This is a genomic window from Vibrio sp. YT-15 (assembly GCF_033337445.1).
GTDB classification, from domain to species: domain Bacteria; phylum Pseudomonadota; class Gammaproteobacteria; order Enterobacterales; family Vibrionaceae; genus Vibrio; species Vibrio alginolyticus.
The window spans coordinates 22,234-36,008 of the sequence record NZ_JAWOQR010000020.1; the positions used below are offsets into that span (position 1 = coordinate 22,234).

Below are 13,775 nucleotides of genomic sequence, written 5' to 3' on the forward strand. Positions count from 1 at the left end.
TTTATCTCTTTGAATCTCTCTCTTTACAATCAAGCTGTTCGTTAGATGTGAAACTTTTATGACGATGGACGGTTTCCTCTTGACGATATATCTTAATTAAATAAACATATACGCATATCCATATATAGGTATGTTCATTATGCTTCCACATCAGTTTTTTAAGCTGTTATCCGATGAAACACGCGTACGTTGTTTAATGCTCGTGGCCCGTGAAGGTGAAACTTGCGTTGGTGATTTGGCGTTTGCTCTGCAAGAGAGCCAGCCGAAAGTTTCTCGTCATCTTGCTCAGTTACGATCCAGTGGCATCTTGGTGGATAAACGCCAAGGGCAATGGGTGTATTACGAGTTATCACAGCAATTACCAGGTTGGATGCGAAAGTTAATTGAAGACTTAGTGGCATCAAACTGTTTGAAGCAGGAATACCAAGACGACATCACACGCTTACACGATAAAAGTCGTGAGGCTTGCTGTTAACAGCGAATAGAGATTCAAGGTAGAAGGTTAGAGGGTAAAACTATGACAATTAAAGTAGGAATTAATGGCTTTGGCCGAATTGGTCGCTTAGCGCTGCGAGCGGCATTTGATTGGCCAGAATTGGAGTTTGTGTTAATCAACGATGTCGCAGGTGACGCCGCTACGCTTGGTCACTTATTAGAATTCGATTCAGTGCAAGGTCGTTGGCATCATGGAGTTCAGGTCGAAGGCAGTGAGCTCGTCATCAACGGCAAGCGTGTCGCCACGACTCAACAACGCGATATCGATGCGGTGAACTGGTCTGATTGTGATGTTGTGATTGAAGCGACAGGCGTACATCGCAAAACATCATTCCTAAATAAATACCTAGAGCAAGGCGTAAAACGTGTCGTGGTAAGCGCACCTGTGAAAGAAGAAGGTATCGCGAACATTGTGGTGGGCGTGAACGACCATATTTTCGACCCTGAAAAACATCGTATCGTGACAGCGGCTTCGTGTACGACTAACTGTATCGCACCTGTGGTTAAAGTCATTCATGAGAAATTGGGTATCGAACAATCTTCTTTTACGACCATTCACGACCTGACGAATACGCAAACTATTTTAGATGCGCCACACAAAGATCTACGCCGTGCAAGAGCATGCGGCATGAGCCTTATCCCGACCACGACGGGTAGCGCGAAGGCGATTGTCGAAATTTTCCCAGAATTAAAAGACAAAATTAATGGTCATGCGGTTCGCGTACCTCTAGCAAACGCATCGTTAACAGACATCATTTTTGATGTGAAGCGTGATACCACGGCAGAAGAAGTGAATGCACTGTTAAAAGAAGCATCTGAAGGTGATTTGAAAGGCATCCTTGGCTTCGAAGAGCGTCCTTTAGTTTCTATCGATTATAAAGGCGACCAACGTTCAACCATCGTTGATGCGCAATCAACCATGGTTGTGGGTTCTCGTATGGTTAAGATTTACGCTTGGTACGATAACGAAATGGGTTATGCAACGCGCACAGCAGAGCTGGTTCGTAACGTTGGTTTGGCTTAAAAGGGGGTCACAATGTCTCATCCTACATGGCAATTAGATTTGGACTCCGGTGCTTTAATCTTAACACCGTGCCCAGGAACGAAAGGTGTCGATTTGCATGCGTCGTTAGAACAGTTGAAAGAGCAGGGTGTTCAAGCGGTCGTTACTGCATTAGATGATAGTGAATTAGCTGCGAAGAATGTCTCTGCATTGGGTGAAGCCACTCAGCAACTGGGAATGAAATGGTTCCAGATCGAGATTGAAGACGACTGCGCACCAAATGAAGAATTTGCGACGAAGTGGCAACAAGCCAGTCCGGAACTGCACGCGATTCTTGCTCAAGGTGGCAAAGTTGCGATGCATTGCATGGGTGGTTCAGGGCGCACAGGTTTGTTCGCTGCTCACCTACTCCTAGAAAAGGAATGGCAGTTAGAAGATATCGTGCGAGAAGTACAGGCATTGCGCCCTGGTGCATTTACAAAACCTGTGCAAGTTGAGTACATCGAACGCGTGGCTCAAGACGCTTGATCAGCTTAAATAGCTTTTGGTTCATTATGATCCAAAAGCTAAATTCGAGCTTCTTCAGGATACGACTGTTTACAAAAAAAGCCATTAATATTAACTAATACATTGTTTTTAAGGTGTATTTTGCTTTTTATTGATGTTGGGGCATTTTTTGAAAATCACAGCAACATTGTATTGGTCAATGTTGCTGTACAGGTTAGGAAGTATTTAGAACATGATGATCTAAATGCTTCTATCGCTGTACATATGAGGTCAATATGATTTCTCAATTAAGCAAAAGTATTCGTCAGTACATGTTAGTGACGTTTAACTATTGGAACTTTACGGTGACCGATGGCGCACTGCGTATGCTGGTGGTGCTCTATTTTCATGACTTAGGTTATTCCACGTTAGCTATTGCCTCACTGTTTCTTTTCTATGAATTTTTTGGTGTGGTGACAAACCTGGTTGGTGGTTGGTTGGGCGCAAGGTTAGGCCTAAATAAAACCATGAACATTGGTTTAGCGATGCAAGTGTTTGCGTTGTTGATGCTCGCAGTACCAAATGCATGGCTGACCATTCCTTGGGTGATGGCAGCGCAAGCTCTGTCGGGGATTGCCAAAGATCTGAACAAAATGAGTGCTAAGAGCGCGATTAAAACGCTAGTACCAGACGAACAGCAAGGTGCGCTCTACAAATGGGTAGCGATTTTGACTGGCTCGAAGAATGCACTCAAAGGAGCGGGCTTTTTTGTTGGTGGCTTGCTGCTGTCTTGGGTGGGTTTTCAAAACTCGATGTTTATTATGGCGGGTGTACTTACATTAGTGTTTGTTTGCAGCATGATCTGGCTAGAAGCGGACATGGGTAAAGCAAAGAGTAAACCTAAGTTTCGCCAAATATTCTCCAAGTCTGAATCGATAAACATTTTATCCGCAGCACGCATGTTCTTGTTTGGTGCTCGTGATGTGTGGTTTGTCGTTGCTCTGCCTATTTATCTTGGTAGCGTGTTTGGCTGGGATCACTTGTGGGTTGGTAGCTTTCTCGCAGCGTGGGTCATTGCTTATGGGTTTGTGCAAGGCTTTGCGCCGCGTATTACTGGCAAAGCGCAAGGTCGTGTGCCTGATGGTAGTGCAGCATTGGTGTGGGCAGGAATCCTAGCGTTAATTACGGCTGGTATTGCTTATGGTGTGCAAATCGGTTGGCAGCCTGAACTGGTGATTGTGGTAGGTTTGATGATTTTTGGCGCTGTGTTTGCCATTAACTCTTCGCTGCACTCGTACTTGATAGTGAGCTACGCTAAAGGCGATGGCGTCTCGTTGGATGTCGGTTTTTACTACATGGCCAATGCGATGGGACGTTTGATTGGCACGGTATTATCGGGTTGGATCTACCAAGAGGCTGGTCTTGCAGCGTGCTTATGGGTTTCTTTTGCTTTCTTGGCACTGACGACGCTGATTTCAATTAAGTTGCCAAAAGCTAATGTTGCTACTGCGTAACTACCCCCAGTATCGCTATCTGTAGATGGTATAAATGGCTCCAAATCGGAGCCATTTTTGTTTCTTATGCGCCGTTTGCTGTAATCAGATTGTTTCGGTTTGGCATCGAGAGTGAATACTGATGCTTGGTTTTTGGTTCTCGTTAAGTGATTAGAGTGGTGATGAAATCCCCGTTGTAGGTCATTGTTGAGTTAAAAATAAGCAAAAACAGATTGTTAACTATTTCACTGGTTGAGATTTACCCTATGCTATAAACGATAAGCGACTCAAAGTAGGGAAAGGTATGAGAGAAAGGGTTCTGTTTTTTGATTTATTGCGCTGCTTCGCAGCGGTAGCAGTGATCGCCATTCACGTCTTGGCACCGTATCGAAATGAGTTAGGAGTGATTCCATTTGACCAATGGCTGACAGCGGTAGGCGTGAATAGCGTAACCCGCTGGGCAGTGCCAGTTTTTATTTTGATCACCGGAGCGCTAATGCTCAGTGACACTCGACCATTTGACGGTAAGTATTATATCAAAAGGCGTTTGGGCAAAGTTTTAGTTCCATTTCTTATTTGGTCGATGTTTTATGCATACCTTTCAGGTTGGACTTCTCAAGGCTTTGATTTTGAAACCGTAAAAGAGGTATTAAGCAATAGCCCATTCCACGCAACGTATTACCATCTCGGCTTTTTCTATTACTTTATACCACTGTATTTTGTGATTCCGCTGTTTCAATGGATGGTACGCAACGTGGATGACAACGTCTTGTATACCTATCTCGCATTTTGGCTTTTCACCAGCACACTGTTCTTGTTCAAGATTGATGGCCCTTGGAGTAATCAGATGTGGCTTTATATGGGTTACCTTCCACTGGGGTATGTTTTATTTCAAAAGGTACCTTTGAATCGCTCTATGGTGACCCTATTTGTTGGGCTAGGACTCGTGGCGTTGGCAGTGACCTTTACGATGGTTGTGACAAATAGCTTAGAGGCGGAGAAGTATACGGTTGGGCGCTGGCTCTCTTATAAAACACTGAATGTGATTCTAGCAGCTTCGATGATTTTTATGATCGGGCGTTACTTTGGTGAAGGCTTATCACCAAAAGTACAAAAAGTGGTAAGTGTGATCAGTCAGCACAGCTTAGGGATTTACTTACTTCATCCTATTTTCTTATGGCCGATGAAAGAGTTCGGTTGGTACACAGGACATCCTGCGTGGGTGATTCCAGTCTGGATCGTTCTAAGTGGAGCTGGAGCCTTGGCGATGAGCTATCTCTTTTCTCGTTCTGCCAAGACTCGTTGGTTACTGCCTTAACGTTTGATAGCGAAGTGAAGGAACTTGTTGCCGCGATAGGTCAGTGTTCCCTTATCTCCAGGATTGAGTGCATGGTAGTAATGCACTCCAATTTGGAATTCACGCTTTGGACCGATAGAACCACGTTGAACGTAAATCCAATACTCTTGATCGTCTTGACCTGGTGGTGCGTTTGGTATGTCTATCGCTTGTTTATCTAAAACCGTTACCTGCGCGCTTTGCTCTGGAGCGTCTTCGCCCACATAGTGCTTACTATAAAAACGGAAAAACACCCAAGCGCCCAAGGCAATAAGGGCGAATAGGGCGACAATAAGTGAGATTGGCATATTAACCTCCAATGTTTTATCGGGTCCCATTCTACAGAACTCGCTGACGAAACGATGAGTTGAGGTAACTTATTCATAATCTAATGAAAGGGACATGAATTTTATTCGGCGCACTTCACGGTTTATCTCAATGGGGACGCGATGAAATTGTTGCTTCATCTGTAAGCTACGTCACTAAAGCTGAACTAAGCAGATTTCACTTGTCTGGCTATATGAGCTCAAGGGCACAAATTGAAAGTAAAATTGCACTTAACGGCTCGAAAAAGCTCTAAATTTATAGAAGAATAAAAATAATGAACATAGGAAGGGTCTGGTAAGGAGGGTTACGATGTCAGATATTGAAAAAGTAGTCATGCGTACCCGAACGATCGAAAAACTTTTGCGTACTCAGTACCATGCAGAAGGGAAAGGGTTGCACCAACTTATTAATAGTTGTGAAGAACGTTTACCGCATGACGTGATAGCAAAGCTTCGATTCATCGCAACCGTGCGTAACAAAGTGGTGCACGAAGACGATTACAAGCTGGATGATCGTAAAGGCTTTATGGCGGCATGTGATGCTTGTGAAAAAGAGCTGACACCAAGAAGCTCTCGCTTTATTTGGCGTACAGCAATTTTGCTAATGACGTTGATTACGCTGGCCGCTCTTGGTTTCTACTATATGCACTGGGATATTTTGTCTAAGCACATTCAGTAGAGCTATACAGATAAATAAAAAAGGACGCATTTGCGTCCTTTTTTATTTTAAATCATTGGGTTAGTACATCATTGGCAGTGTCATTAAACCCACAACCACTGCAATCATAACCAGCCCTTGTTTTTGAGAAGATGAAATCATAACACTACCCCTTAATCTTTGATGAACTCGATGAATTTAATATAGCACTGTTTTTGGGGTTTGATCAACATATGCTCGTTAATCTTTTCAAAAACCACACTTAACTTGTCTAGTTTTACGTGATTCTGACTAATGAAACTATGTTTTTTGTGCTGTATTTAAAGTGTTCACATTGTTTTATTTCTATCCTTTTTTGTTTTAAGTATATGATTTTATAATGTTAAATGGTTTGTGATGTTGGCTTTGTAATTGTTTTTTGTTTCGAATGGTATGTTGGGTGTTTATTTTGTCTGTATTTCTCAAAAATTGAGAAAATTAAAAAATGTGCTATGAGGTTGCATCGTCAAATCGAAAGCATGGAGTGAGATTTTCTTACCTTATGAGAAAATATGGGCTTCAAAAGTGTTTAGTGATTTTATGGTTTATGAAGTCCGCACTTTTATCTGTTATTGAAATTATGGTTTTATTTATCATTGACTTACTTTTCTTGTCTGATGTTTTTTTTACTGAATTAAGGTCGGTTTTCTTAGTTTTTACCCCTAGTCATCAGTGGTTTCTCCTCTCTTAGAGCGCTACTAAGACTATTTTCTATTTTGTGTCTGTTATTTATTCTTGCTGCCTGCATTACATACATCCTGGTGGTTTAATCGTCAGTTTGTGAAATGGCGGCTTACCTGGAGCACTTATCTGTTTTTCAGTTAAATAGTTTTAGAAAGCGTTGATTATTGTGTCGTGTGATTTGATGGGTTCGGCTGATGAGCAAAGCTTGGCCCCAATGTTTAGTGGCATCATTCAGGCTCATCGGCTTTATTATTACGTAGGCTGAGGGTTACAAAATGTTTCGAATCGCTAGCGAGATCCAACTTTCGTAGATTGTGTCTTTACATCAAAACTGGTCTACCTAGACTAGCGGCGAGTTTAAGTAAAAGGTGTATACTGCATGTGGAGTTGGCTGGCGATAGGGCTATCAGGTGTGTATTCCGTGTTGGGAGCAAAGCAAGCTAACCCGACACAATCCCTCGTGTTTAAAATCTTTACTCTGCTACTTCTTCTTGTGTTGGTGTTAACTCAAGGTGCATCCGCAACATATACCTACTGGATTGCGGGTGGGCTGATGGTGTCTATGGTGGCAGATACGCTGCACTCGTTTAAAACTCGTAAGCTAATCTATTTTACGGCTTATCTGGTTGCCCAGGTATGCTACAGCAAGTCATTTTGGGTGCAGCTTAATGGTGAGATTGTCTGGTGGCTGTTGGCCCTGTTGCTTGCAGCGAGTATCGTGGCGTTCTTTTTGTTGCTACCTCAACTCGACTCTCTGGTATTCCCTGTTGTGATCATGGGGATGATGCTGGTTCAACTTGCTTGGGCAGCCGGTGAAGTTTGGTTACAAGTGCCGAGTTACGCCAATGCTATCGGCTTTAGCGGAACCTTAGTTCTCATCTATTCGGCGCTGGCATACGCGATACACGGTTATCGAAAACCGATGAAACACGCCTATTTGTGGGTGAGTGGCAGTTACTTTTTTGCTCATGCCCTCATTGTTGCCTCAATCATTTACTAATTTAAGTCAAAGCAGCTCTTGAGGATTTCAGTAAACTGAACGCATTATTCTTAATAACTGGAGTCAATAATGAGTGAAATCCATGCTCACGAGCTGCTAAACCTACTTAGAGAAACACCAATGGATCGCGAAGCCCTCACACAGCACTCTGGCGCTAGCGTTCGCTTTCACACCTGTAAACTGAATGATCTAGACTTAGATGCATTACTAGCATTTTTGCTCAAGCGCGACAAAATTCGTGAGCTTGAAGGTAAGTTTGTGGTCAATATGGCGCGAGTTTGCAATCACTAAACGGCGGCTAAGATCGAGGGTGAATATGGTGTTTTCGCCCTCAGTCATATACTCATGTTGTCAGTTTGCTATACACTGGCCGCCATTTTTGAGGTGAGGCCAGAATATGGACATTCTTTCTGCAGCGACCATGCTGTTTCTAATCATGGACCCTCTCGGTAACTTGCCGATTGTGTTGTCTATTCTCAAACATATCGATCCCAAGCGTCGTCGTAAGGTATTGATTCGTGAACTACTGTTTGCCTTACTGATTTTGATGCTGTTTCTGTTTGCAGGACAAAGCATCTTAAGTTTTTTGCATGTCCAGCCAGAAACGCTCAGCATTTCAGGTGGCATTATTCTCTTCATTATTGCGATTAAGATGATTTTCCCGAGTGCTGGCAGCATCACTGGACTGGCAGCAGGCGAGGAGCCCTTTATTGTTCCGATGGCCATTCCTATGATCGCGGGCCCTTCAGTGATTGCTGCCTTGCTTTTACTGTCTTCGCAACATCCAGAGAAAATGTTGGAAATGTCAGCATCAGTTGTAATTGCGTGGGGCGCAACATTTTTTATACTGATGTTTTATGGCTTCTTTAATCGCTTGTTGGGTGAACGTGGCTTGAAGGCGGTAGAACGCTTAATGGGCTTGTTACTGGTGATGATCTCCACTCAAATGTTCTTGGATGGTGTAAAAAGTTACATTGGGTGACGAACGAAACGCAGAAAAAAAGCCGCTCACAAGAGCGGCTTTTTCGTATCTTAGCGATTACATCATGTGTTTACGACGAATATCGAGTAGGGCAAAAATACCAAAAATCAGGATTGAATATTTTTCCCAACTGCTCATTTTTATTTTGTCGCCAAATGCACCAATGAAGATGGCCATTTGTAAACCGTGCATGATGAACAAAAAAGCGGTCATGATGTATAGCGCAATCGCGGCATTGCCGGGAAAGGGCATAAAAATATTTAGGATTAATACTAACCAAACAAAGGCGATAGCCGCTTTGGCCAGCATAATTAGTGCTTTCATTTAAGTATCCTTTTAAATCGAGGCGTTATGCGGAGGTACGTTCGTACAGACGATAGCTCACTTGGCCTGCTGTTTTTTCTCGATGTAATTGCCAGTTTTCTGGTAAGTCGGCAATATTGAGTTCTTTTTCTGTTTCAATATAAATCATCGCATCTTCCGCGAGCCAGCCATTTTGTTCTAGCAGAGCCACGGTCTCATCCAATAGACCTTTGCGAAACGGTGGGTCAATAAACACCACATGGTGAGCAGAACCCGGTTGCTTCAAAAAACTCAGTGCGTCGGTATTTACCACTTGGATGTTGTTCGCGTTAAGAGAGGCAACATTCTTTTGTAACTGTTGGAAAGCTTGTGGGTTTAGCTCAACCATGGTCACTTGCTCTGCTTGGCGCGAAGCTGACTCAAATCCCAAGCCGCCAGAGCCAGCAAACAAGTCGAGACATTTTGCCTGTGGTACATCTTGAGCTAACCAGTTAAACAGCGTTTCTTTGACGCGATCTGTCGTGGGGCGTAAGCCTTCAGCATCGTGTACAGGAAGTTTTCTGCCTCTCCATAAGCCACTAATAATGCGAACAAAGCCCGTTGTTGGCTTTTTTTGTGATGAGTTTTGCTGGCGACGTCTTACCATAGATTTTTTGACCGCTAATAAAGTGATACTATATCTAATCGCCCAAGCAATGAGCTTGGAGCTTGGATACAGCCCAGAATATTCAAGATGACAGAGTGTAACACTAATAAGATTAGAATTACCTAATCGGAAAGTTTTCAGAACTTTGTCATTAGCCTTTTTTAGACAGATAATAATCTTGTCAAAAAAGAGTCATTAATAGATAAAAGAACAATCTAGGATAGCCCCAGATGACGGAAAAAAAGAAGCGCGGATTACTTTCGTGGCTAGGTTTTGGTGACGAAGAACAAAGCCCAAAACCAAAAACTGAAGAAACAGTAAAAGAAGAAGCAGTGGAAGCGCCTTCTGAAGAGCAGCAAACCGAAGCGGTTGCTGAGCAAGCGGAAGCAACACCAGAACTTGAAGAAGAAGAGAAACAATCAGAGGCTGCCCCAGCAGAAGCAGAAGCAGAAGCAGAAGCAGAAGCAGAAGCAGAAGCAGAAGCAGAGGAGCCAGAAGTCGTATCGGCCGCGCCTCGTGTTCAAGAACAAGAAAAGCCAACAGAAAGCTTTTTTGCTCGTCTTAAACGCAGCCTAAGCCGAACAAAAGCAAATATTGGTGCTGGCTTCTTCGGTTTGTTCAGCGGTAAGAAAATCGATGAAGACTTATTTGAAGAGCTAGAAGAGCAACTGCTTATTGCTGATGTGGGCATGAATACCACAACAAAAATTATCAACAACCTGACAGAAAAAGCCACACGTGGCGATCTGAAAGACGGCGAAGCCCTTTATGGTTTGTTGAAAGAAGAAATGGCTGAGATTCTTTCTAAAGTCGAACAGCCACTAGAAATCGATAGCAACAAAACGCCTTACGTCATCTTGATGGTAGGTGTAAATGGCGTGGGTAAAACCACGACCATCGGTAAGCTAGCGAAGCAGTTCCAAACTCAAGGCAAAAAAGTGATGCTTGCAGCGGGCGATACTTTCCGTGCCGCAGCGGTTGAGCAGCTACAAGTGTGGGGTGAACGTAATAATGTTCCTGTGATTGCTCAACATACTGGCGCAGACAGTGCCTCTGTTATCTATGATGCGATTGAAGCGGCAAAAGCACGTGGTGTGGATGTGGTGATTGCTGATACAGCAGGTCGTCTACAGAACAAAGCGAACCTAATGGAAGAGCTGCGTAAGATTGTACGTGTGATGAAGAAAATTGATGACTCTGCACCACATGAGATCATGCTAACGCTTGACGCAGGCACAGGACAAAATGCCATTAGCCAAGCGAAACTTTTCAGTGATGTTGCCCCTCTAACCGGGATTACTTTGACTAAGCTGGATGGTACAGCCAAGGGCGGCGTAATTTTCGCTATTGCTGATCAGTTCGGTATTCCAATTCGTTACATTGGTGTGGGTGAAGGTATCGAAGACTTGCGTCCATTTGAAACTCAAGAGTTTATTGACGCACTGTTTAGTCGTGAAGAATAAAAAGAGTTAGAGGAAATCAACGGTGATCAAATTTCAGCAAGTAAGCAAAGCTTACCGAGGTGGTCGACAAGCACTGCAAAAAGTCGATTTTCACCTGAGGCGCGGTGAAATGGCGTTTTTAGGCGGACATTCCGGGGCTGGTAAAAGTACCTTGCTGAAATTGATCTGCGCGATAGAGCGACCAACCGATGGCAAAATCCATTTTAATGGCCACGACATCACGCGTATTCCAAGCAAAGACATCCCTTTTTTGCGCCGCAATATTGGGATTGTTTTTCAAGATCATCGCCTATTGATGGATCGCAGTGTGTACGACAATGTCGCTCTGCCAATGCGTATCGAATCGATTTCTGAAAACGAAATCAAACGCCGTGTTTCTGCGGCGTTAGATAAAACGGGCTTACTCGATAAAGCTCGTTGTCTACCTAGTCAACTTTCTGGTGGTGAGCAACAGCGCGTCGGTATTGCCCGTGCTGTGGTTAATCGACCAACGTTGCTGGTGGCTGATGAGCCTACGGGTAACCTTGACCCAGAATTATCCAACCGTGTGTTGCGTCTATTCGAAGAATTTAACCGTGCGGGCGTGACTATCCTACTTGCCACGCACGATGTGGGGTTAGTAAACACTCGCCCACAGTATCGTCATTTTGAATTGAACCAAGGCTTCCTAAGTGAGGTAGAAGACTATGGCAGGTAACAAGCACTCCCAAAAGAAGGGGAAAGGCCGCAGTGCCAAGCGTGCGAATACCGATGGTTTTTTCTCTGTCCACGCAAAACAAGCTAAATCCTCTTTTAGCGCCTTATGGCAACGACCACTAGGCAACATTCTGACTCTAGCGGTCATCTCCATGGCACTTGCCATGCCAGCTTGTTTGTATCTATTGGGGAAAAACGTTGCGGGGGCAGCGGAAGATGTCGCTTCTCCTTCACAAGTTAGTGCTTACTTAGTTGAAGGTATGCCGGATGCGCGAGTGATGGTTCTCAAAGATCAAATTGAAACTTGGCCTTTGGTAAAAGAGGTAGAGTATATTTCACCGCAACAAGGTCTATCTGATTTAAGCCAATATGCAGGGTTCGACCAAGCTATCAGTCTTTTAAGTGGCTATGCGCTTCCTGGTGTGTTGGTGATTACGCCAGATTCTGAGCTAAAAAGTGATATTCAGTCATTAGCCAAAGACGTTCGAGAGCAACAAGATGTGACCGACGTGAGACTTGACGAAGACTGGCTGGCGCGTCTTGATGCCATCAAAACTCTCGCGAGTATTATTGTCATTACCCTGACAGTGCTGATGCTCGGTGCGGTATTTTTAATCGTTGGCAATACATTGCGATTTAATGTGCTGGCGAATAAAGAAGAGATTCAAACCATGAAACTGATCGGTGCGACGGACAGTTTCATTCTGCGCCCTTACTTGTACACAGGTATGTGGTTTGGCGTGTTAGGTGCCACTATTGCGTGGTTGGTAACGGCTTTAGTGACCATTGTCATGAATAGTGCGGTGGAAGACCTTGCTGCGTTGTACGATAGCCAGTTCCGCCTGATTGGTCTAAGTTGGGATGAATCTTTGTTACTAATCATCATTGGGAGTCTTTTGGGATGTATTGCGGCGCGCTTTTCTGCGCAACGACATTTAAAAGAAATTGAACCAGTTTAAGTGATGGCGGTCTTATTACTTGGATTTCATTAGCACTAGCTAATTTTGAACCCTTGCTTAGACCAAATGTTTATGGATAATTGCTTCCCCTTCTTGAAACTTGTTCATTTTGAGTTCAAGATATCGAAGCTAAATTGCAATGTAATGCTCCAGATCAGAGATTGATGAGGAATTGAATGACAAAAGAAGCGTATCCGATGGCTCTAGTCACGCAAGATAGCCTTGATAGCTATATTCGCTCAGTAAACAGCTACCCAATGCTGACTGCAGACGAAGAGCGTGAGCTGGCAGAACGATTACACTATAAAGGTGAGATTGAGGCTGCAAAAGGTCTAATTCTTTCGCACCTACGATTCGTTGTTCACGTTGCTCGTGGTTACTCTGGCTACGGTTTGCCAATGGCGGATCTTGTGCAAGAGGGTAACATCGGTCTAATGAAAGCCGTTAAGCGTTTTAACCCAGAAGTAGGGGTTCGCTTGGTTTCTTTTGCTGTCCACTGGATCAAAGCAGAGATCCACGAATACGTGCTACGTAACTGGCGTATCGTGAAAATTGCGACCACTAAAGCGCAACGTAAATTGTTCTTCAACCTGCGTAAGTCGAAAAAGCGCTTGGGTTGGTTTAACAACGGTGAAGTGGAAACCGTTGCGCGCGAGTTAGGTGTTGAGCCTTCTGAAGTTCGCGAGATGGAATCACGCTTAGCGGCGGTGGATTCAACCTTTGATATGCCAACTGATGAAGACGACAGTTCAAACGCTTACACAGCGCCGATGCTATACCTAGAAGACAAATCGTCTGATGTGGCCGACAACATTGAAGCCGCCAACTGGGAAATGCACACCAACAATCGCTTGGGTCATGCATTAGCGAGTTTGGATGAGCGTAGTCAGCGCATCGTGCGTTCTCGTTGGTTAGATGATGAGAAAGCAACATTGCAAGACTTAGCTGATGAGTTCGGTGTTTCCGCCGAGCGTATTCGCCAGCTAGAAAAAAATGCAATGAAGAAACTAAAATTGGCCGTGGGTGAATTTTAATTTCCACTGCTAATTGAAAGTAAGATTTTCATAGAAAGCCGAGATCATGTGATCTCGGCTTTTTTATTGTCGATCGAAAATCGATAGCGTTTGCGATCCGGATTTTATGTGCTACCTGTGTATAACTCTGTGAATTAATTATTTATCAACTGTTCGAAACCCGGACAAAATA

The 13,775-nt window shown here is 43.9% G+C and carries 16 protein-coding genes; 13 read left to right on the top strand and 3 right to left on the bottom strand.

Annotated elements, in window-relative coordinates; translation table 11 throughout:
- The first annotated feature begins 139 nt into the window (after positions 1-139).
- The 5 genes from R7D93_RS22905 (at position 140) to R7D93_RS22925 (ending at position 4,795) form a co-directional block, all read left to right on the top strand.
- Complete coding sequence (locus R7D93_RS22905; RefSeq protein ID WP_005378730.1) at positions 140-475, top strand: metalloregulator ArsR/SmtB family transcription factor; 336 nt, start codon at positions 140-142, stop codon at positions 473-475.
- 42 nt (positions 476-517) lie between these two features.
- A complete protein-coding gene (locus R7D93_RS22910; RefSeq protein ID WP_005383630.1) occupies positions 518-1,519 on the top strand; it encodes an ArsJ-associated glyceraldehyde-3-phosphate dehydrogenase in 1,002 nt (333 codons plus the stop codon).
- A gap of 12 nt (positions 1,520-1,531) precedes the next feature.
- Positions 1,532-2,026 (top strand): cyclin-dependent kinase inhibitor 3 family protein, encoded by a 495-nt coding sequence (locus R7D93_RS22915; protein WP_005383629.1) that lies wholly within the window; start codon positions 1,532-1,534, stop codon positions 2,024-2,026.
- A gap of 254 nt (positions 2,027-2,280) precedes the next feature.
- Entirely contained in the window at positions 2,281-3,498 is a 1,218-nt protein-coding gene (gene arsJ, locus R7D93_RS22920) for an organoarsenical effux MFS transporter ArsJ (RefSeq protein ID WP_005378722.1), read from the top strand.
- 283 nt (positions 3,499-3,781) lie between these two features.
- Complete coding sequence (locus R7D93_RS22925; RefSeq protein ID WP_017636080.1) at positions 3,782-4,795, top strand: acyltransferase; 1,014 nt, start codon at positions 3,782-3,784, stop codon at positions 4,793-4,795.
- On the opposite strand, the gene R7D93_RS22930 is transcribed toward R7D93_RS22925, so the two are convergent.
- Complete coding sequence (locus R7D93_RS22930; protein ID WP_005389668.1) at positions 4,792-5,121, bottom strand: DUF2500 domain-containing protein; 330 nt, start codon at positions 5,119-5,121, stop codon at positions 4,792-4,794. The genes R7D93_RS22925 and R7D93_RS22930 overlap by 4 nt on opposite strands.
- Before the next feature lie 328 nt (positions 5,122-5,449).
- On the opposite strand from R7D93_RS22930, the gene R7D93_RS22935 reads away from it, so the two are divergent.
- The 4 genes from R7D93_RS22935 (at position 5,450) to R7D93_RS22950 (ending at position 8,502) form a co-directional block, all read left to right on the top strand.
- On the top strand, positions 5,450-5,818 hold the full coding sequence (locus tag R7D93_RS22935) for a hypothetical protein (RefSeq protein ID WP_005378717.1): 369 nt from the start codon (positions 5,450-5,452) through the stop codon (positions 5,816-5,818).
- A 1,081-nt stretch (positions 5,819-6,899) separates the two neighbouring features.
- Entirely contained in the window at positions 6,900-7,520 is a 621-nt protein-coding gene (locus tag R7D93_RS22940) for a lysoplasmalogenase (protein WP_005378714.1), read from the top strand.
- Positions 7,521-7,589: 69 nt separating this feature from the next.
- Complete coding sequence (locus R7D93_RS22945; RefSeq protein WP_225497193.1) at positions 7,590-7,811, top strand: YecH family metal-binding protein; 222 nt, start codon at positions 7,590-7,592, stop codon at positions 7,809-7,811.
- A gap of 106 nt (positions 7,812-7,917) precedes the next feature.
- On the top strand, positions 7,918-8,502 hold the full coding sequence (locus R7D93_RS22950) for a YhgN family NAAT transporter (RefSeq protein ID WP_005389671.1): 585 nt from the start codon (positions 7,918-7,920) through the stop codon (positions 8,500-8,502).
- Between the two features lie 57 nt (positions 8,503-8,559).
- Here R7D93_RS22950 and R7D93_RS22955 read toward each other — a convergent pair whose 3' ends face one another.
- Entirely contained in the window at positions 8,560-8,826 is a 267-nt protein-coding gene (locus R7D93_RS22955) for a DUF1145 domain-containing protein (RefSeq protein ID WP_005378704.1), read from the bottom strand.
- 25 nt (positions 8,827-8,851) lie between these two features.
- Complete coding sequence (gene rsmD, locus R7D93_RS22960; protein ID WP_005378702.1) at positions 8,852-9,451, bottom strand: 16S rRNA (guanine(966)-N(2))-methyltransferase RsmD; 600 nt, start codon at positions 9,449-9,451, stop codon at positions 8,852-8,854.
- Between the two features lie 230 nt (positions 9,452-9,681).
- Here rsmD and ftsY point away from each other — a divergent pair, with 230 nt between their 5' ends.
- From ftsY to rpoH, 4 genes are all read left to right on the top strand, one after another.
- A complete protein-coding gene (gene ftsY / locus R7D93_RS22965) occupies positions 9,682-10,914 on the top strand; it encodes a signal recognition particle-docking protein FtsY (RefSeq protein WP_064354405.1) in 1,233 nt (410 codons plus the stop codon).
- A gap of 22 nt (positions 10,915-10,936) precedes the next feature.
- Complete coding sequence (gene ftsE / locus R7D93_RS22970; protein WP_005393800.1) at positions 10,937-11,611, top strand: cell division ATP-binding protein FtsE; 675 nt, start codon at positions 10,937-10,939, stop codon at positions 11,609-11,611.
- Positions 11,601-12,569, top strand: a complete 969-nt coding sequence (gene ftsX / locus R7D93_RS22975) for a permease-like cell division protein FtsX (protein ID WP_005378695.1) — start codon at positions 11,601-11,603, stop codon at positions 12,567-12,569. Before ftsE ends, ftsX begins: the two co-directional genes overlap by 11 nt.
- 176 nt (positions 12,570-12,745) lie before the next feature.
- On the top strand, positions 12,746-13,603 hold the full coding sequence (gene rpoH / locus R7D93_RS22980; RefSeq protein WP_005378693.1) for an RNA polymerase sigma factor RpoH: 858 nt from the start codon (positions 12,746-12,748) through the stop codon (positions 13,601-13,603).
- Positions 13,604-13,775: the final 172 nt, after the last annotated feature.